Below are 19,124 nucleotides of genomic sequence, written 5' to 3'. Positions count from 1 at the left end.
ACTATCTCAGGCCCGACTGACGGGCAGCGCTGCCGCTCGCACCGCCCTAAATGGCGATCTGGCTACCCAGCTCGACCACTCGTCCCGGCGGCAGCTGGAAGAAGCGCGTGGCCGGCGTGGCGTTGCGGAACATCAGCTCGAAGATGCGTTCGCGCCACACTGGCATGCCCTCGCCCGGCGTGGGCAGCAGCGTCTCGCGGCTGATGAACCAGGAGACGCTGGCGGCATCGACCTCCAGGCCCTGTTCTTCGGCCCATTCCAGCGCGGCGGGAATGTCCGGCGTCTCCATGAAGCCGAAGAAGACTTTTACGCGGTGCGCGTTGTGGCAGATGCGTTCGACGAGCACGCGTTGCGACATTTCCACCCGCGGCACGGGCAGGAAGCTGACGGTCAGGAAGATCATCTTGTCGTGCACGACCCGGTTGTGTTTGAGGTTGTGCAGCAGGGCGTTGGGCACCTGCTCAGGGCGCGGGTTGAGGAACACGGCTGTGTGGTCGGCGCGCAGCACGGTCTCGTGTTGCAGGCTCTGTACGAAGGGCACCAGCGGCACGCTGTCGGTAGCCATGCGCAGGCTGAGCTGTTCGCGACCGCTGCGCCAGGTGGTGAGCAGCAGGAAGATGATGCCGCCGAACACCAGCGGGAACCAGCCGCCATCGGCGATCTTGGTCGCATTGGCGGCCAGGAAGACCAGCTCGATGACGAGCAGCGGGCCGAACACGGCCAGCGCCAGCAGGTTGTGCCAGTGCCAGTCACGACGTGCGACCGAGAAGGCGAGGATGGTCGTGACCAGCATGGTCAGCGTGACGGCGATGCCGTAGGCGGCGGCCAGCGCCGAAGAGCTCTTGAACCCCAGCACGACGAGGATCACGAGGATCAGCAGCGTCCAGTTCACGAAGGGCATGTAGATCTGCCCCATCTGCGAGCCCGAGGTGTGGCGGATGTTCATGCGCGGGCAGTAGCCGAGCTGGATGAGTTCGCGCGTGACCGAGAAGGCACCGGTGATGAGTGCCTGCGAAGCAATGACGGTGGCGGCCGTGGCCAGCCCCACCATGGGGTAGAGACCCCACTCGGGCACCGAGAGGTAGAAGGGATTGCGGGCAGCCTCGGGGTCTGCAATCAGCAGCGCACCCTGGCCGAAGTAGTTGAGCAGCAGCGCGGGCAACACGAGGCCGACCCAGGCGAGGCGGATCGGCTTCTTGCCGAAGTGGCCCATGTCGGCATACAGCGCCTCACCCCCGGTGACGGTGAGGAACACGGCACCCATGGCAAGGAAGCCCACCGTCTGGTGCGTGGCGAGGAAGCTCAGTGCGTAGTGCGGTGACAGCGCGGCGAGCACTTGCGGATGCGCGACGATGTTGCTGATGCCGACGAGGGCCAGCGCGCCGAACCACACGCAGACGATGGGGCCGAAGAAAGCGCCGACCTTGGCCGTGCCCTTGCTTTGCATGCAGAACAGGCCGATCAGGATGCCAACGGTGATGGGCAGCACGAAGGGCGTGAACGCGGGCGTGGCGACTTCGAGACCTTCGACCGCCGACAGCACCGAGATGGCGGGCGTGATGACGCCGTCACCATAGAACAGCGAGGCACCGAACAGGCCGGCCCAGATGGCGAAGGTGCGCTTCCTGGGCCGGTCTTTCGCGCGCTCGACCACGCGTGCCATCAGCGCCACCACCCCGCCCTCGCCGTGGTTGTCGGCGCGGAGCACGATCATCACGTACTTGAAGGTCACGATGATGAGCAGGCTCCACACCATCAGCGAGAGGATGCCCAGCACGTTGTCGGCGATCACGGGCAGCGGGTAGTGGGTCTGCGCGAAGGCTTCCTTCATCGCGTAGAGCGGGCTGGTGCCGATGTCGCCGAAGACGACGCCGAGGGCGGCGAGGGTGAGGGCGGAGAGCGATTGTTTGTCGTGTGACTGGCTCATGGTGGAATCACTACATGTCAGATGCGCAAAGACCGTCATTCCCGCGAAGGCGGGAATCCAGCGACGTTTGTGCGGGTGGAGGAAGTCACTGGATTCCCGCAGCCCTCTCCCCCAGCCCCTCCCCCGCAAGCGGGGGAGGGGAGCGCAGTGCGGCTGCGCCGGGGGTAAAGCTGGCGGGAATGACGTACAGGAGGCATGGCATGGATCTGGCTCAAGGGCAGAAACGGTAACCAACACCGGTTTCGGTGACGAAGTGACGCGGCCGCGCCGGGTCTGCTTCGAGCTTCTGGCGCAGGTGGCCGACGTAGATGCGCAGGTAGTGCGGACTGTTGACGAAGCTCGGGCCCCACACCTCGCGCAGCAGCTGGCGATGCGTGAGCACGCGGTCGCGCCCAGCGACGAAAGCGGTGAGCAGCCGGTACTCGATGGGTGTGAGGTGCACTTCGTCGCCGCTTCGCAGCACACGCCGGCGCGCGAAGTCGATGTCGATCTCGCCGAAGCGCAGTTGCGGCGATTCTTCCTGCGGGGCGGCGCGGCGCAGCAGGGCCCGCACGCGCGCCAGCAGTTCGCCGACGCCGAAGGGTTTGACGAGGTAGTCGTCAGCGCCGACGTCGAGCGCGCTGATCTTGTCGCGTTCTTCGCTGCGTGCCGACAACACCAGCACGGGCAGGCTGCTCCAGCTGCGCAACTCGCGCACGAGTTCAACACCGTCGCGATCAGGCAGGCCGAGGTCGACCAGGGCCAGACACGGCATCTGCTGCGCGATGCATTGCAGGGCTTCGGCGGCCGTGGCGGCTTGCTGAACGCGCCAGCCTTCCGCAGTGAGGCTCATGGCGACGAAGCGGCGGATGTCCGGCTCGTCATCGATGATGAGGATGGGGGCGTCGTTGTTCATGCGCCCTCTCCTTCCGATTCGATGCGTGGCGGTTCGCGGCGCGGCAGGCGCAGGCTGAAGACGGCACCCCCCTCCGGCGCATTGTGGGCCAACAGATCGCCACCATGCGCGCGTGCAATCGTGCGGCAGATGGCGAGGCCCAGGCCCACACCCCCTCCGCCCGATGCCGGCCCGCGCTGGAAGGGCTGGAACAGCCAGTCGGCGTGATCGGCCGGCAGGCCAGGACCGTTGTCCGCGACATGCAGGCTCAGCGAGGTGTCATCGTGCGTGCTGCGGATGACGATGCTGGCATGCGGCCCCGCGTGGCGTATGGCGTTGTCGAGCAGGTTGCACAACACGCGCTCGATCAGCACAGCGTCGAACTCCACTAGCGGCAATGTTGCCGGCAGCTCGGTGCGTACCTGTGCGGCGTTGATGTGGGGCGTGACAGCTGCGAGCGCCGCGCCGACGATTTCTTCGATCGATTGCCACTCGCTGCGCAATTGCAGCTTGCCCGATTGCAGGCGCGCCATGTCCAGCAGCTTGTGCGCCAGATCGTTGAGGCGCGTCGCGTGGCCGTGGATCGCGCCCGACAGATCGCGCACTTGTGCCGGGTCCAGCGTCTGCGTTTGCTGCAGGGTGTCGGCGAGGCCCAGCATCACGGTCAGCGGTGTGCGGATGTCGTGTGACAACGCCGACAGGATCACGCTGCGCAGCTTCTCGGTCTCCATCTCCAGTGTCGCGTTGTGTGCCACTTCGACGTAGTGCAGGCGTTCCAGCGCAATCGCGGCCAGCGAGGCGAGCATGCGTGCTGTGTGCCGCGTCTCCTCATCGACGAGTGACACGGGCAGGGACAGCAGGCAGACCCCGCGCCGGCGCATCGGGGCTTCCAGGGCCAGCAGCAGGCAGCGATGGTCCGGGCGATGTTCGTCGTCGTGTTCCAGCGGGTTGCCGTGGGCGAACACCAGACCCAGCTCCAGCGGCACCTGGGAGGCACCGTCTTCGACACGCACCGGTTGCCCGCCACGGCTCGCCAGCCACAGCTCGCAGCGGCCGCCCAGGGTTCGTGCCGCAAACGCGCGCACCAGCTCATCAACCTGTGCATTGCTGGCCGCGCCGGCAAGCTGACGGGCCAGTTCGTAGAGCGCAGTGACCTGACCTGCGCGTTGTGTGGCGCGCATGGCCTGCTGGCGCAAACCTGCGGTGAGCTGGGTCAGGATGAGACCGACCACCAGCATGACTGCGAAGGTCAGCAGGTACTGCGCGTCGCCCACGGCAAACGAGAAGCGCGGCGTGACGAAAAAGAAATCGAAAGCCGCCACACCCAGTACGGCACTGAATATCGCCGCTGCGCGTGTGAAGACGAGTGCGATACCCACCACGACCAGCAGGTAGAGCATCACGATGTTGGCGGCATCCAGCACGTTGCGCCAGGGGGCCAGTGCCGCGGAAAGCGCCGCCACAGCGAGCGTGGCCGTCACGAAACCCATGCCGGGTCGGTGTTGCCAGCCATTGTGCGGGGAGGGAGAGCGCTTCATCCAGCCGTGTCAGGGAATGCGATGAGTGCAGCTTACGAGGCGGCGTATAAAAATGCTGCATAAATCGAGTTCATCGATTCCGCCGCTGTCCGGTCTGGCCGCCAGCACGCAATCGCGTTCACAATGCATCCTTTCCGTATCGTCCGGAGCCTCGCCATGTTCCGTTCTGCCCTTACTCTGCTGGCGTTGGTGCTTGCACTTACCGCCTGCAGCAAGCTCACCCTGGCCAATTACGAGCGCGTCAGCGTCGGTATGTCTTACGACGAAGTCGTCAGCATCCTCGGCAAACCTGCCTCTTGCAACGATGTGCTGGTGACGCGCAGCTGCCGTTGGGGCGACGAGAAGCGCGGGGTCAGCGTACGCTTCGTTGGCGGCAAGGCCCTGGTTCGTTCGGCAGACGGCCTCAACTGACCCGGAAGGAGGCATTGACCGTGACGAGTTTGTATTTCACCAACTTTCCGAGCCTTCGCCAGCGCCATTTCTCTCATGGTTGCGCGTTGATGCGCATCGTGCTCTGCATCGTTCTGTCTTTTGCCGTCAGTGCCTGTCAGCTCATGCCCGCTCGTCGTTACCTGAGTCTGAGTGAAGCCCAGCGATTGCAGGATCGCAAACCGGACTACAGCCGGCTTGTGGCGGAGATCGGCGAGCCCGATGAATGCTGGATGGAACAGCCCTTCCGTGCCTGCCGTTGGGGCGACAAGGAGCGTAACCTCAGCGTCCGCTTTCTGGGCGAGCTGTTCATGTTTGGTGCTTCGTCGGGTCTCAATTGATTTCCCCGCAGCTGCCGTTTCGTCCATTCAACTTTTTTCCACAGGAGACCGCATGACCACCACCTTCACGCAAGTGATCCTCTACACCGATACCGACGGCAAGGCGAAATTCCGCGAAGAGCAGATCGCTCTTACCGAAGGCAACCCCAACGCCATGCTGTCGAAGATCATGCCCGCCAGTGGCGTGCAGCTGCGTCAGAGCCCGACCGGTTTCAAGAGCCAGATGCACGTGACCAAGGATCCGCAATGGGTGTTCATCCTCAGTGGCGCGATGGAAATCATCCTCGCCGATGGCAGTGCCCGCCGCTTCAACGCTGGCGATCACTTCTACTCCGCCGACACCCTGCCCGAAGGCGCCACCTTCAATCCGGAAATCCACGGCCACTGGAGCCGCGAGGTTGCCGGCGAGCCGCTGGTAACCCTGTTCGTCAAGTCCTGATCCGGGCGACAGCCTGCAAGACAGCGGGGCCGCAAATGCGGCCCCGCTGTCTTTTGCGGCCCATTCATTTGCCAACTACGTCACGGAAATCCGGCGTCGATTTTGATGAATACCGAGGTTGTGTGAATTTGTTGCTCGCTCAACGGGGAGCCACTTGTTTGAATGCGCACACGCAGTTTCCAGAACAAGCCCCGAGGGAGAAACACAATCATGAAAAAGCTTTTTGCCGCACTCGCCGCCTTTGCCCTGATGGCAACGGCCAACGCCACGACCATCACCTTTGAAGATGCGGCCGGTGATGTGACCACGACTTCGGGCGTAACGGCCAGTTACCAGTACCTGGTGTATGGCTCCTACTACGAGTCGGCCTATGGCGGTTACTACGGCAGCGTCTGGAGCGAGGCCGGGGCACGTGTTTCGCTGACCGGGCAGTATGACCACGCGCACATCACGGGTAGCTATGGCAGCAGCGCCGGCTTCGACATTCACGGTGGCTACGGCATTCGCGTGGATATGAACGGCGCCCTGTTCAGCCTCACCAGCTTTGACACCTACATCAAGTATGGCAACTGGGTTCTGACCGGTTCGAATGGCGCATCGGTTACGCTGGGCGGTGATTACTATTCCTACGGTGCGGTCACGCACGGCTTCGGTAGCGATTTCAGCAACATCAGCTGGTTCACGATCACCGGCGGCTCCAGCGAGCTGGAAATCGACAACGTCGTGATCAACGGCGCCGAAGTGCCTGAGCCGGCCAGCCTCGCGCTGGTGGGCCTGAGCATCGTTGGCCTGGGTTTCGCGCGTCGTCGCAAGGCCTGAGTTTTGCCGATCATGATCAAAGGGCCGCGCAAGCGGCCCTTTTGCTTTGTGCCGGCACTACTTGCACCTTGCGCCTATTCGGGCATCCCTCGCAGGGCTGAAAGAAGGCTGTGCAATGGTCCTCCCGACATTGGCCTCCGGCTGACTGTCATATCCGGTCCGGTTGCTTGTGCTACCTTGTGTGCCGTCACGGTGCCGTCATCAATGTACCGTAATGCTGTTGCACATTCATGGTCATTCACGATAGCTGAGGAGGCACGTTGCGCAAGATCTTAGGCCCGCTGCTGGCAATGATCGTTGGGGGAGCGGTACTGGTTGGCATCTGGTTTTCGGCACAGGAGCAGCGCGGAGACTCCGCCAATTCACTGACTGTCGTGCGGGGGCTGATCGGTTCAGAAAAAGAGGGCTTCTACCGTGATCCGCGGGTGGTAGATGCCTTTGCGAAGCTGGGTCTGAGGCTGGAGGTGCTCAAATCGGGCTCGCGCGAAATGGCCGACCATCCAGATCTCAAGCAATTCGATTTCGGCCATCCGGCAGGCAGCCCCGCAGCTCAGCGCCTCAAAGAGGTCAGCAAGGCAAAGCAGCTCTTCAACCCTTTCTACACGCCGCTGGCCGTGGCCTCCTGGCAAAAATTGGTGCCTCTGTTGCAGGGCAATGGCCTCGTCGAACAGCGCGATGGTGTGCTCTATCTGACGGGGCTGCCGCGCTTGTTGAAGATGACAGCGGATGGCAAACGCTGGCGGGAGTTGCGTGACAACAAGGCCTACGACTCGGGGCGCGTGGTCTTTATTGCCAGTACCGACGTACGCAAATCGAACTCTGCTGCGATGTACCTCGCGCTGGCGTCCTATCTGCTGAATGGCAACGACGTTGTGCAGTCCGACGAGGCGGTGCAGAAGGTCATGCCCACGGCGAGTCAATTGTTCTTGCGTCAGGGGTTTCTGGAGGCGAGTTCCGCCGGCCCCTTCGAGGACTACGTCAGCATGGGCATGGGCAAGGCGCCACTGGTGATGGTGTACGAGTCGCAGTTCATCGAATACCAGTCCCGCCTTCCGCAGCCCAATGCCGAAATGGTCTTGCTCTATCCGCAGCCGACCGTGCTGACCAAGCATGTGCTGGTGCCTTTCACCGAGGCGGGGGCGCGCGTCGGCGAGGCACTCGATCGAGACCCCGAGCTGCAGAAACTGGCTGCCGAATACGGCTTCCGCAGTGCCAGCCCTCAGCATTTCGTCGAGTTCCTCAAGCAGAAGAAGCTGTCCGCCCCCAGTGTTCTTGACGATGTCATCGATCCGCCGAGCTATGCGATGCTCGAACGCATGATCGACGTCGTCGCCGCCCAGATGAAATAACCCTAACGACCGGAGATCACCGATGAGCGAGACTTCGACCGCAACCCAGACACTGCAGGCTCCCGATGTCCTGCCCCTCGTGCCGCCAGAACCCGTCAAAATAGTCGTTGCAGAGAAAGCCCCGGAGATGGTGCCGCTGGGCCCGGAGTTGAAGGCCGCGGTGGACGATCAGGTGGGGCGGTTCGTCGGCACCCTGCTTGAGGGTGACCTGCACAGTGACGATTTCAAGAAAAAGCTCGACTCGGCCTTCCACCTCGGGCGTGAAGAAATCTCGCAGGCGGCCAGCTTGATGACAGGTCACTTCATGGAGCGCAACTTTGTCGGCATGGAAGACAGTCCAGCCTTCAAGGCCATCAGCAGCCTGCGTGGCCAGCTCGACGAACTGAACCCAGGCAAGCAGGGCGATCTGCTATCGCAGAACAAGCTGCTGGGAATCATTCCCTTCGGCAACAAGCTCAAGGCGTACTTCCGCAAGTTTCAGTCCGCAGGCAATCAGCTCAACACGGCGCTGCAACAGGTCTATGCGTCGCGCGATGACATGCAGCGCGACGTCGCCGAGATCGAGACAGTCAAGCAGAAGCTGTGGGATGCGATGCAGAAGCTGGGTTCGGCGATCCATTTCGCCCGCGAGCTTGACGGACGCCTTGCCGCGCAGGTGGAGAACCTCAAGGTCAGTGACCCCGAGCGGGGCCGTGCGCTTGAGCAGGAGGTGCTTTTCTACGCGCGTCAGAATCTCACCGACATGCAGACCCAGATGGCTGTGACCGTGAATGGCTATCTGGCCATGGACGTGCTCAAGAAGACCGGCCGCGAGATGATCAATGGCTGCAACCGTGTCGCCACCACCGGCATGTCGGCGCTGGCGGTGGCCACGACGGTGGCGCGTGCGACGGGCAACCAGATCGAGGTGATGAACATGCTCAGCGGTGTGGCCGGCACCATTGGCGACCTCATCGAAGAGTCGGGCCGCGCGCTCAACACCCATGTGCAGAAGACTGGTGAGTTCGCCAGCAATCCGCTGATCGGTGTGGAGCGCATGCAGGCCATGTTCGACCAGACGTTTGCGGCGATGGACGCCATGGACAACTTTCGCTCACAGGCCATTGGCGTGATGGCAAAGAACAATGAACTGATTTCCCAGCAGATCGACCGCGCCAGGCAATACGTCGACCGTGCGCGGGGCGAGGGTCTGCGCGACGCTGTGGCGGGCGCAGCACCGGTGCTGGCCGGGCCGGTCAAGCTCTGAACGAAGCACAAGGAGATTCCGATGCGCCAGCTTGTTGCGTTATGGCTGTTGTGCCTGACCTGTCTTGTCTCCTGCAGCGAAGGTGGCCCGGACAACACGGGCAGCGGCGGTGCACTGACTGTGCTGGCCGGATCAGAGCTCAAAGACATCGAGCCGCTCTTGCCGCAGATCGAAGCGGCCACCGGCTTGAAGCTCAAGTTGCAGTACGCCGGAACGCTGGATGCTGTGGAGCAACTGCAGTCCGGTGCTCAGTTCGATTTCGCCTGGCTGGCCAGCAACCGTTATGCCTTGCTGACACCCGCCGTAAAGGCGCGCGTGCTGGCCAGTGAGCGCACCATGATTTCGCCCGTCGTGTTGGGCGTGAAGGCCGATAAAGCGCGTGCGCTGGGCTGGGACAACGCCGACAAGCCGCCAACGTGGGCGGCCATTGCCAAGGCGGCCGGCGAAGGACGCTTCCGCTTCGGCATGAGCAACCCGGCAACCTCCAACACCGGATTCTCTGCAGTGCTGGGGCTGGCCGCTGCGATATCAGGCCAGGGCGATGCGCTGGAGCTCAAAGACATCGATTTCCGCACCTTGGCTGCCTTCGCGAAGTCTCAAACGCTGACGGCAGGATCATCCGGCTGGCTGGCCGAGGTCTATCAGCGTGAGGCTGATTCGCACGATGGGCTGGTGAACTACGCCTCCGTGCTGCACGCCCTCAATGCATCGGGACAACTCAAGACCCCGCTGGTGTTGGTCTATCCCAAGGACGGCGTCATCACGGCCGACTACCCCTTCATGCTGATCAACCCGGCACAACGTGCGGCTTACGACAAGCTGGTCGAATACCTGCGTGGCGAAACCTTCCAGAAGGCCATGAGTACAACCACGCGTCGCCAGCCCGTCAACACGGCCGTGCCCTCGGCAGTACCCGCGCACACCTACTTCGAGCTGCCCTTTCCCGCGAAACTCGAAGTCATCAATGGCCTGCTCGACGCCTATCTCAACACAGTGCGAAGACCGGCAGATTCCACGCTGGTGATCGACACCAGTGGCTCGATGAGTGGCGAGCGCATCAGCCAATTGCAAACGGCGCTGACGGGCCTGACGGGGGCTGACACGAGTCTCTCGGGGCGCTTTGCGAAGTGGCGCGAGCGCGAGCGAATCACCCTGTTCCGCTTTTCCGACCGCGTCGAAGATATGCAGGCCTGGCAGCTGGTCGAAGACAAGAGCACCAACGCACAGCGGCTGCAGGATTATGCCGAATACGTCAGGCGCTTGAGTGCAAGTGGTGGCACCGCAATCTACAGCGCGACACAGCAGGCCTACGAAGCGGCGCTGAAGCGTCAGGCGCAAGCGCCGGATCGCGTGTACTCGATCCTGTTGATGACCGACGGCAAGAACGGCGATGGCCTCTCGGCCGACCAGTTCGTCAGCTGGTTCAACGGTTTGCCGCCGGATAAACGGGGTATCCGCGTCTTCGCCGTCTTGTTCGGCGATGCGCGCTCCGATGAACTGGAGACCATTACCCGACCCACCGGGGGTCGCGTCTTCGACGCCAAAAAGTCCGGCCTGCAGGCTGCCTTCAAGGAAATCCGGGGCTATCAGTGAGCGTTCCGCTACGCACACGTCTTGCGCTGTTCTTCTACGGGACGGGCAACATCGTCGGTTGCTTGTGCGCGCTCCTCGTGCTGGCTTTGTACTTCACGGGCATCATCCGCAGTGGCTGGATGTGGTTGACGGCCGGCGCCTGGCTGTTTGGCTGGCTGATCGTGCCGGGACGTAGCGCCCGCTCGCTCGACGAGCTGCCAAAACTGGCCCTGGCCGACGCAATGGACGTCATCGTGCGTGAGCTTGCACCGCGTCTGACCAGTGAAGCCAAAGCCAAGCTGCAACAGATCCAGGCCATGGTGCATGAGCTCACACCCCGTTTGGCCGAGTCAGGCTTCCCGATGGATGCGCGCATCGAGATCAGCAACGCCGTGACACGCGACCTGCCCTTCTCCCTGCAAAGCTACCTGAGCTTGCCGCCCGGCTTTGCGCGTTTGCACGCAGTGCGCGATGGCAAGACCAGCCACACCATCTTGCTGGAGCAGCTCACCCTGTTGCACGAAGAACTGGGCGAACTGGTGGCGGGTGTTTATGGCAAGGATGCCGACAAACTTGTCGCCCAGGGCGAGTACCTCAAGCAGAAGTTCCGCCCGGTCAACTACCTGCCGCAGTAAATACTCCGCCGTAGCGTTGCTGCGCCACCACTGCAAGGCCACAGCAGACGCCGCACTGAAGGTCAGCCTCGACGCAGCACGCCAGCGCAAGGTGCTGGGCAAGGGCATTGCGCAGGGCGAGAGCATCCGGCGAGCCGCTGGTCACGGTGTTCGTCAAGTCCTGAGGCACCCGACTCAGGCACTTCAACGCAGAAGGGCCGCTCGCGTGGCCCTTCTGCGTCGGCATAGCCCTCAGCGCCCGCTCATTTTGCCCAGCCGAAAGCCTTCACGTAGCTACTACTCAAATACATAAACCGGTCCTGGTCCTCAAACCTGGCGTTTCGGTCATGCTTCACGCTGATGCTGCAACGATGCAAGACGTCGACCGCACGCACAAACCAGATAGCCGCCACACAGTCGAAGTCATTGCGCGTGCCAGAGATCCGCAACAACAGGCCGGTCATTCTTTCGCGATGCTCCTCCAGCAACGGATTGCCGAAAGTCGGCATGGCCTGAAGATCGGTCTCGGTGAGCACGGATGCGGCGACATCGAACCCAGCGGCCTTTCCGGCCACGCGGCAACTGATCCGCGCAGCGTGCCCCAGCGCGAAATCGCCGGAAAACTCCGTTGCCGGAATATCGTCCCAGTCACTGCTCTTTTCGTTGAGGGCCTCGATCGCCGGTAATGGCGCACCGGAATAGACCGGCCTTTCAGCGTCAAACGGGCCATGCAGCAGATAGACGTCCAGTTCGAGCTTGCCGTCCTCGGGCAGAGCACGCAGGGCATGCAAGCGCAGCTTGGCGTCGGAACCGCTGGTTGCAGGCGCTGCGGCCGCCGAGTCGGTCGGTTCCAGCAGCTGGCCGTTGTAATCCTCCAGCGCACGCTGTGGCACGTGCCACGTGTCATTGTCGATATCGATATGACTGCGGATCTCGGCCAGCACGTCGTCCACACAGCGGGTCTCGACGTTCTGGCCGTTCTCGTCGCCCATCCTGAGCAAGCAAGGAACCGTCACGTCGTTGAGGGGAGCCATCGCTGCGCGCGAGTGCACGTACAGCACGGCCATCGCCCACAACGCAGCTGCTGCGTTGCGTGCGCCACTGCCTGCAAAGCACACGGCGGTTTGCAGATTGTCGTAGCCTGAAAGCGTCTGTAGCCACTTGTCCAGGTTGTGCACCTCGCTGATCGCCAGCTCGTGCTCCAGGAAGCTGACGCGATGGCCATTGAGCGTGCCGTGGCGCAGGTTCTCTGGCGTCTGTGTCGGGTCGGGGCTCGCGTCCAGCGTCAGATGCACGCCAGATTTTTCCGCCTCCCTGTCCAGTGCGCGCTGCCAGGCCACAAGGTCCGGGCGAGGACGATCCGGCCCGAACATCAGGGCGATCTGGAATCGCGACGGCAACGCGAACGGCGGCAGCTTCGGCGCAACGCCCGTCTCCCGCGCCCGTTTGGCGGCATCGCGCTGCGCCCGCCATTGCAAGCCGTGCTGCCACCACAGCGGTGGCGTTTCAGGCCTGATGGCCAGCAGTACGCTGCGCGGCAGCTGCCCCGTATGCCCGCCGAGAATGTGCCAGTCCAGGAACTTGCTGGGCCGGCCGCTCAGGTGGATGTAGTTGCGAGGCCAACCCGCCAGCGAGGCTTCCAGATCGTCCAGCTCGTCACACCCTTTGAGCAAGACCATGATCACCTGGCTGAAGTCCTGCCACAGCGAGGCATCCGACTCAAAGCGAATGCGCTCGTCAGCCGGCACGCCATAAGCTTCCCAATCGATGTCGGCCTCGCTCATCGACTCCCACCACAGGTGCACGAAACCCAGCTCCCGCCGCAGCGCCATCGCCTCGGCCGGCACGATGAAGCGGCGATACAGCTTGTCGAGCAGCAAAGATAACGGACGTTGCCTTGCCTCCGCCTGATCGCGGAAGAACCGGAAGAACGCCTGCACCCGCTCTGCCCTGCCGATCCTATATTGGCGCGATTGCGGTCCGACCAGCGTACAGGCGTCAGCCCCGGCGCCTGTTTTGGCATAGGGCACGGCCAGCGCGCGCAGCAGGCTGGCTTGGGCTGCGGCTTCTTCACTGGTCATTTCCGCAACAGACGCATTACGGATGAGCTTGACGGCGGCTGAGCGCGGATCAAACCTGATCGTACGTTTCGGTGTTTGCGGCAGGGTTGCCGCTTTGGCAAGCGCGGCATCAGGGGTAAGTTGCTGACCGGTTTGCATGTCGAGCAAGTAGCCACCGGTACGCGATGCGAGGCACGCCAACACAACATGCGCCGCAGACCAAGATGCGTCGCTTTTGCAGCGGAGCGTGATTTCCCAGTCAAGCAAGTCCCCACTTGGGGAGTTGGTGACAGGTGCAGCTAACGGCCTGCTGAAAAACACGAACGCAGGGCCGTCAAAGCAAGCAATAACTCCTGCGTCCTGAGCCAGATCAAGTCGACTGGGGAACTGCAGCTCGAAGCCATGATCAGTTATCTCGCGATTCCAACGACTTGCAAACGTCATTTGGCGCCGGTTGAAATAGAGACCGATATCTTGGGAACTGCGGATGTGACAGATAGATACGGAAAAATGGACCGAGTCGTGTGCCCGAATCTCCTCGTCTGGCACCTTCGCGGCCTTCAGTGATTCCCGTCGCCACGTGGTGAGCAGCGCCATATGTCGCCCATCATCCATCGCAGTCAGAAACTCGTCCATCAATGCCACAAACGCATCAGGCCAGACGTCGTTCGGTGTTAGGGCACGAACTTCAGCTGCCCATTCTTGATAGCCAAGCCTGGCAAACTCCGCGATTCGTCGACTTTCGTCTAGGCGTCCAACGTAGGCCAGGACGCTGGAGTATTTCGCATACCCGTGTGCATGTCGACTCGAATACTCTGAATTGGTATGTACGGCATCGAGATAATCGATCAATTGCTCCAGCCGATCGAACTTCGCCAGACCTGGAAGCGCAACGTCACGGAACTCATCAAGCACGATCTTTACTGACTCTTCAGCTTCAGAAGTACTTCCGTAGTTCATGAAATTTGAAGCTGGTGAAGGCCCCGCGCGTCCAAGGCCAAAGCTTTGCCACGGCGTGCTGTATTTTTCTGCCGGTAAAAGTAGTTGAATGAAGCACGTTGCACTGTAGCGCGTGGGGTCACGGAGATACTTTGTGAAGCACACGTACTGACAGGTCAGATGACGAATGCGGTAGTAACGCGTAGCCGATAGCTTTTTGAATCCAAGCCTCTCGAGTTCAGGCCTCAGAATTGAGTTGATGGCGCCAAAAAGTGGATTAGCCTTGCGGGTTTTTCTGGGCAAAGCCTGCTGCAAGGCATTTGCACGGGCCAGCGCTTCTTCGGCCACCAGCTCTTCCCCGGTTTGCATGTCCGAAACATAGCCACCGGTATGTGAGGCCAGGCAAGCCAGCACAGCGTAGGCCGCAGCCCAGGATTCATCGCTTTGGCAGCAGAGCGTGATGTCCCAGTCGGCCGGGGATCCGTTCGGTCCGTCGACGACAGTCTCGTCGAGTGGCCCGCTTAAGTACTCGAAGCCGATCTCATCGCCGCACGGTACCCAGCCTTGATCTTCGGCGGGCTCCAGGTCAGCGGGAAGTTTCAGCTTGAAGCCTGCCTCGCGTAGCAGGCGATTCCAGGTGCGTACGCTGGGCAAGCGGTCTTGTTGCAGGTAGAGGCTGAGGTCTTGGGACATGCAGATGTGATGAAACGCAAATTACTGGAGTGATCAGGTCGAATGCTCAGACCTCTTCGTATGCCACCTTCGCCGCCTTCAGGGACTCCCGTCGCCACTCGGTGAGCAGCGCCATGTGCCGCCCTTCATCGATTGCAGCCAGTAGTTCATCCATCATGGCCGCGTAGGCGTAGGGCCAGAGGTCCTTTTTGGTTGCTGGATCAGGCTTCTTCGCCATTTCGTTCAAGCCCTGCCAGATGTCATCCGCAGTGTCCAGATACGCGCGCCTGGCAAACTCCGCGAGCCGTCGTCCTTGGCCCAGATTCCCACTGAATGCCAAGACGCAAGCGCTGCTAGCGTACTCATGTGACAACGGGAACAAATACTCCGCTTCCGCGTAGGCCGACAAGAAGTGCCCTGCCAGCTGTTCCAGAGTGTCGAACTGTGCAAGATCAGGCAGCGCAACATGCTGGATGTCGTCCAGCACTATCTGCATGGATGTCGTTGCCTCTTTGGGTGTGCCGTACGGCATGAACTGTAATCCCACCGGGAAAGCCTTCCACCCACCTACAAAGGCCTTTCGAGGAAGCAACTGCTGAATGAAGCAAGAAGCGCGATAGTGCATCGGATCGTGTCGGTCTTTCTCAAAGTACACATACTGACAAGTCAGATGCTTAACTCGGTAAAACCACATGGAAGACAGCTTCTTGAATCCCAGTTGTTCGAGCTCTGGCTTGAGGATGGTTCGCAGCGATGTGCTGAAGGGATTAGGTTGCCGTGTCTTGGCTGACAAAGCCTGTTGTAGGGTCATGGCGCGTGCCAATGCGTCAGCAGCGGTCAGCTCTTCCCCAGTTTGCATATCCAGCACATACCCGCCGGCATACCCGGCCAGACATGCGAGCGTAGCGTGAGCGGCAGCCCAAGAGGCATCACTCTGGCACTCCAGCGTGATGCCCCAGTCAACGGGGGTACCGTTTGGCCCGCCGGTCATGACTTCATCCAGCGGCCCGCTGGCGTAATCGAAGCCGATGTCACTGTCACAAGGCAACCAGCCTTGGTCTTCAGCGGGTTCCAAGTCGGCGGGAAGCTTGAACTTGAAGCCTGCCTCGCGGAGCAGGCGGTTCCAGGTGCGCGTGCTAGGTAACCGATCTTTGGGTAAGTGGAGGCTAAGGTCTTGAGACATGCGGAGGCCAGGAATAGACGCGGGATTGTGGACAGACTCGTGTGCTCAGACCTCTTCGTATGGCACCTTCGCAGCCTTCAGCGACTCCCTTCGCCACTCGGTGACCAGCGTCATGTGCCGCCCTTCATCCAACGCGGTCAGCAGTTCGTTCATCAATGCCACAGACGCGTCAGGCCAGACGGCGCTCGGCTTTAGGGTGCGAATTTCCTCGGCCCATTCTTGATAGCCGCGCTTCGCAAACTCTGCGAACCGCCGACTCGCATTCAGACGTCCTGCGTAGGCCAGGATGCAGGCAAAATCTGCGTAATCGTGGGCCCATTGGCTTGAGTACTCTGCATCGGCATAGAGTGAATCGAACTGCGCGACCAGCTTTTCCAGAGTGTCAAACTGTGCGAAGCCAGGCAGGGCAACATGCTTAAAGTCACCCAGTACACGTTGCATCGAAGCAGTTACTTCTGCGGGTGTGCCGTATGCCATGAACTCCGAGCCAAGAGGAAAAAGCTTCCAAGCGGGTGTCGAGGTCTTCTTTGGGGCCAGCTGCACAATGAAGCAGCTGGCTCTGTAATGCGCGGGGTCGTGGCGGTACTTTTCGAAGTTCAGGTACTGGCAAGTCAGGTGACGAATGCGGTAGTAGCAGGTGGCAGACAGCTTCTTGAATCCCTGCTTTTCAAGCTCAGGCTTGAGGATGGTCCGCAATGCGTTGCTGAATGGATTGACCTTCCGTGTTTTGGGCGTCAGGGCTTGTTGCAGGGTAATCGCGCGAGCCAGTGCCTGGTCGGATGTCAGCGATTCGCCAGTGTATGTGTCCAGCACATACCCGCCGGCATGCCCGGCCAGACAGGCAAGAGCGGCGTAGGCGGCGGCTAAGGCGGCATCGCTCTGGCAACCAAGAGTGATGCTCCAGTCGACAGGGGTACCGTTCGGCCCGTCAGTGATGACTTCGTCGAGCGGCCCACTGCTGAAATCAAAGCCGATGTCGTCGTTGCAAGGCACCCAGCCCTGGTCTTCGCCGGGCTCCAGGTCGGCGGGAAGCTTCAGTTTGAAGCCAGCCTCGCGAAGCAGGCGGTTCCAGGTGCGCGTACTAGGTAACCGATCTTTGGGTAGGTAAAGACTGAGGTCTTGAGACATGAAAGAAGATAGGTGAACGATGGAGAAACGCTTTGCGCCAGGCGTAAAAACGACGCGGCTGGAGGTTCAATCTAATTGCCCCGATTTGGCGCGGCCAGCCTAGGCCGGGGAAACTGGCGTGAATGTATCGCCTTACTCGAGAGTTGGTGCAGTCTGATCGAATTGGCGCCTGAGCGACGGCATCTGGAATGAACTTCTGCCATGTGCCGCCGCAAGCAGCTAAGAATCAGGGCGCTTCGGGGGCCGTGGAATAGGGCTGGCCGACAAGAGTTGATACTTTTCCGGTCAAGCCAGCAGGCCAGATGTTTTCAATAGCGGCGCGGACGGTCGTCCAATCGGTCGAGTTAACTTTCTGCCCGCTGATATCGATACGAATCTGCTGCGTGGAGCCGGGCGGTAGCTCCGCCCTGCGGTCGTTGACTTGCTTGGTGAGCTTTGCAATGAGTCCATTCTTGTTTTTGCGTAGATCGTAGTTCTTGACTTCGATCGCATCGACCGTTGCGCCATTGACCTGCACCCAGTCGGGGATAGTCGTGCCTTTGGGTCTAGTGCTGTCAAACTTCTTACCGAAGTAAGGTTGCTGCTCTTTGTATTCAGGCGGTGTGAACTTGGGATTGCTGTTGAACGCCAAGCCCACCAGTCGCTCAGACTCACGCCAGGTATTGCGTTTTGACGTGATTGCGGCAGTACCGTAAGTCGGCGTATCGGCCGTTACGACGACCTCGCCACCCTCGATCTTGATGTTGAAGCTGGTGATGGCCTTGAGGTCGGTGTTGACGACCTCCATCGAGGTGCCGTCGTCGTAGGTGTACTTGGTCGTCGGCGCCTTGATGGTGAGCGACTGGGTGCCTGCACCGGGGCGGGTGATGCTGATGTTCGCGCTGTCGCCGGGTTTGGCATCGCTGCCGAACCAGACCGAGAACTTGTAGGTGCCGGACTGCTCGGGTGTCATGTCGCAAGGGGCGGTCTGGGATTGCCCATAGAAGCCGTCACCCGCGTCGATCTCCACTGTCGACGGGCCGAGTGCTCCTGAACCCGTGGGCGTGGTGTGGTGGAGCATGGTGTTGAACTTGCCGGAGGGGCGCGCCGTCACGATGAAGCGACCGGCGGAACTGGGTGATGTTGTCGGCGTGACGCCCTTGATGGCTGCCAGGATGTCGTTCCTGATGCGGTCGCGCAGGCCGGAGTTGGTGTCGAGGTAAACGCGCAGGGGGTCATGACCCATGACGTCCTTGTTGCTGGTCAGGCTGGTGGCGTTGCTGAGTATCTTGTTGCCGAGTTCGAGATTGACGGCCTCGAGCACACGGTCGTTCCCGGCGAGGATGTAGCTGCCGCCGGCAGTCGAGATGGGTGCGATGCTGTAGCGACTGACCTTGTCTTGACCAAACTTGCCGGTGAGTTTCTGGTAGACAGCCTGCATGATGAGCGTTGCGTCGGAGTGGGCGATTAGGAGGACCCGTTTGCCAGTCTGGATCTCGGCGGCGATTTGCTGGTAGGCATTGTCGGCGGCGACCCTGACGCCTTCGTCGTCCAGCGAAGATTTGGCGAGGAATTCGCCGATGTCGGGCAGTATCAGGTCGCGTAGCGCAATGTCGCCACTGGTGCCGCGACCATCGAGCAGGCGACGGAGGCGCGTTTCGGGATTGTTGAGATCGGGGTTTTCAATCGACAGGTCGCCCGCGATGTTGCTGATTGATTGGTAAAGTTCGGTGCCGTCACGCTCGAGGGTTTTCCAGACGACGCTTTGACCGTCGATGGTGTTGCCGACGAGATTTGCGAGGCTATCGCGCAGTTCGCTGGTGCGGCCGTCGAGGAAGGCGCCGCCGAACACCATGACGAAGTAGCCGCCGATGGTGCAGGAGCTGGGGGCGCCGGCTGCGAGGACGGCGGGGGCGCACAGGATCAGCAGACAGGCTGCCAGCCATCGGCTCATTCGAGCCCAGATTTGGTTCATGATTTTCTCCGGTTCTTTCGGGAATTTTTGGGGTAGCTGA

The 19,124-nt window shown here is 61.3% G+C and carries 15 protein-coding genes; 8 read left to right on the top strand and 7 right to left on the bottom strand.

The genetic code is table 11. From position 1 onward, the window contains the following. Positions 1–46: 46 nt before the first annotated feature. The 3 genes from ABEA02_RS10740 to ABEA02_RS10730 form a co-directional block, all read right to left on the bottom strand. The gene (locus tag ABEA02_RS10740) at positions 47–1,927 is read right to left on the bottom strand and encodes a potassium transporter Kup (protein ID WP_345532941.1); all 1,881 of its coding nucleotides are present in this window, start codon (positions 1,925–1,927) and stop codon (positions 47–49) included. A 211-nt stretch (positions 1,928–2,138) separates the two neighbouring features. Further along, positions 2,139–2,822, bottom strand: a complete 684-nt coding sequence (locus tag ABEA02_RS10735; protein ID WP_345532940.1) for a response regulator — start codon at positions 2,820–2,822, stop codon at positions 2,139–2,141. After that, positions 2,819–4,339, bottom strand: coding sequence for a DUF4118 domain-containing protein (locus tag ABEA02_RS10730; RefSeq protein WP_345532939.1), 1,521 nt, complete (start codon positions 4,337–4,339; stop codon positions 2,819–2,821). The genes ABEA02_RS10735 and ABEA02_RS10730 overlap by 4 nt, the downstream gene beginning before the upstream one ends. Positions 4,340–4,495: 156 nt before the next feature. Between ABEA02_RS10730 and ABEA02_RS10725 the strand changes: the two genes are divergently transcribed. The 8 genes from ABEA02_RS10725 (at position 4,496) to ABEA02_RS10690 (ending at position 11,169) form a co-directional block, all read left to right on the top strand. Further along, positions 4,496–4,750, top strand: a complete 255-nt coding sequence (locus ABEA02_RS10725) for a hypothetical protein (RefSeq protein WP_345532938.1) — start codon at positions 4,496–4,498, stop codon at positions 4,748–4,750. Positions 4,751–4,770: 20 nt separating this feature from the next. Next, entirely contained in the window at positions 4,771–5,109 is a 339-nt protein-coding gene (locus ABEA02_RS10720; RefSeq protein WP_345532936.1) for a hypothetical protein, read from the top strand. 52 nt (positions 5,110–5,161) lie between these two features. Next, on the top strand, positions 5,162–5,548 hold the full coding sequence (locus tag ABEA02_RS10715) for a cupin domain-containing protein (protein ID WP_345532935.1): 387 nt from the start codon (positions 5,162–5,164) through the stop codon (positions 5,546–5,548). Positions 5,549–5,758: 210 nt separating this feature from the next. Beyond that, positions 5,759–6,367, top strand: coding sequence for a PEP-CTERM sorting domain-containing protein (locus ABEA02_RS10710; protein ID WP_345532933.1), 609 nt, complete (start codon positions 5,759–5,761; stop codon positions 6,365–6,367). Positions 6,368–6,627: 260 nt separating this feature from the next. Further along, entirely contained in the window at positions 6,628–7,716 is a 1,089-nt protein-coding gene (locus tag ABEA02_RS10705; protein WP_345532932.1) for a hypothetical protein, read from the top strand. Between the two features lie 22 nt (positions 7,717–7,738). Then, the gene (locus ABEA02_RS10700; RefSeq protein WP_345532931.1) at positions 7,739–8,962 is read left to right on the top strand and encodes a toxic anion resistance protein; all 1,224 of its coding nucleotides are present in this window, start codon (positions 7,739–7,741) and stop codon (positions 8,960–8,962) included. A 21-nt stretch (positions 8,963–8,983) separates the two neighbouring features. Further along, complete coding sequence (locus ABEA02_RS10695; protein ID WP_345532929.1) at positions 8,984–10,555, top strand: substrate-binding domain-containing protein; 1,572 nt, start codon at positions 8,984–8,986, stop codon at positions 10,553–10,555. Next, positions 10,552–11,169, top strand: a complete 618-nt coding sequence (locus tag ABEA02_RS10690; protein WP_345532927.1) for a hypothetical protein — start codon at positions 10,552–10,554, stop codon at positions 11,167–11,169. Before ABEA02_RS10695 ends, ABEA02_RS10690 begins: the two co-directional genes overlap by 4 nt. 242 nt (positions 11,170–11,411) lie before the next feature. Here ABEA02_RS10690 and ABEA02_RS10685 read toward each other — a convergent pair whose 3' ends face one another. The 4 genes from ABEA02_RS10685 to ABEA02_RS10670 form a co-directional block, all read right to left on the bottom strand. Further along, entirely contained in the window at positions 11,412–14,840 is a 3,429-nt protein-coding gene (locus tag ABEA02_RS10685; RefSeq protein ID WP_345532926.1) for a hypothetical protein, read from the bottom strand. Positions 14,841–14,886: 46 nt separating this feature from the next. Next, entirely contained in the window at positions 14,887–16,002 is a 1,116-nt protein-coding gene (locus tag ABEA02_RS10680) for a hypothetical protein (RefSeq protein WP_345532925.1), read from the bottom strand. A 45-nt stretch (positions 16,003–16,047) separates the two neighbouring features. Continuing rightward, on the bottom strand, positions 16,048–17,130 hold the full coding sequence (locus ABEA02_RS10675) for a hypothetical protein (RefSeq protein ID WP_345532924.1): 1,083 nt from the start codon (positions 17,128–17,130) through the stop codon (positions 16,048–16,050). A gap of 226 nt (positions 17,131–17,356) precedes the next feature. Beyond that, positions 17,357–19,084, bottom strand: coding sequence for a hypothetical protein (locus ABEA02_RS10670; protein WP_345532923.1), 1,728 nt, complete (start codon positions 19,082–19,084; stop codon positions 17,357–17,359). Positions 19,085–19,124 lie beyond the last annotated feature (40 nt).

The organism is Viridibacterium curvum (assembly GCF_039544165.1).
Taxonomy (GTDB): domain Bacteria; phylum Pseudomonadota; class Gammaproteobacteria; order Burkholderiales; family Rhodocyclaceae; genus Viridibacterium; species Viridibacterium curvum.
This window is presented reverse-complemented; position numbering and strand designations above follow the sequence as displayed.

Excerpts from the sequence above, each read along its gene's own strand:
- ABEA02_RS10740 (WP_345532941.1), bottom strand. The coding sequence starts at position 1,927 with ATGAGCCAGTCACACGACAAACAATCGCTCTCCGCCCTCACCCTCGCC.
- ABEA02_RS10735 (WP_345532940.1), bottom strand. The coding sequence starts at position 2,822 with ATGAACAACGACGCCCCCATCCTCATCATCGATGACGAGCCGGACATC.
- ABEA02_RS10730 (WP_345532939.1), bottom strand. The coding sequence starts at position 4,339 with ATGAAGCGCTCTCCCTCCCCGCACAATGGCTGGCAACACCGACCCGGC.
- ABEA02_RS10725 (WP_345532938.1), top strand. The coding sequence starts at position 4,496 with ATGTTCCGTTCTGCCCTTACTCTGCTGGCGTTGGTGCTTGCACTTACC.
- ABEA02_RS10715 (WP_345532935.1), top strand. The coding sequence starts at position 5,162 with ATGACCACCACCTTCACGCAAGTGATCCTCTACACCGATACCGACGGC.
- ABEA02_RS10710 (WP_345532933.1), top strand. The coding sequence starts at position 5,759 with ATGAAAAAGCTTTTTGCCGCACTCGCCGCCTTTGCCCTGATGGCAACG.
- ABEA02_RS10700 (WP_345532931.1), top strand. The coding sequence starts at position 7,739 with ATGAGCGAGACTTCGACCGCAACCCAGACACTGCAGGCTCCCGATGTC.
- ABEA02_RS10695 (WP_345532929.1), top strand. The coding sequence starts at position 8,984 with ATGCGCCAGCTTGTTGCGTTATGGCTGTTGTGCCTGACCTGTCTTGTC.
- ABEA02_RS10685 (WP_345532926.1), bottom strand. The coding sequence starts at position 14,840 with ATGTCCCAAGACCTCAGCCTCTACCTGCAACAAGACCGCTTGCCCAGC.
- ABEA02_RS10680 (WP_345532925.1), bottom strand. The coding sequence starts at position 16,002 with ATGTCTCAAGACCTTAGCCTCCACTTACCCAAAGATCGGTTACCTAGC.
- ABEA02_RS10675 (WP_345532924.1), bottom strand. The coding sequence starts at position 17,130 with ATGTCTCAAGACCTCAGTCTTTACCTACCCAAAGATCGGTTACCTAGT.
- ABEA02_RS10670 (WP_345532923.1), bottom strand. The coding sequence starts at position 19,084 with ATGAACCAAATCTGGGCTCGAATGAGCCGATGGCTGGCAGCCTGTCTG.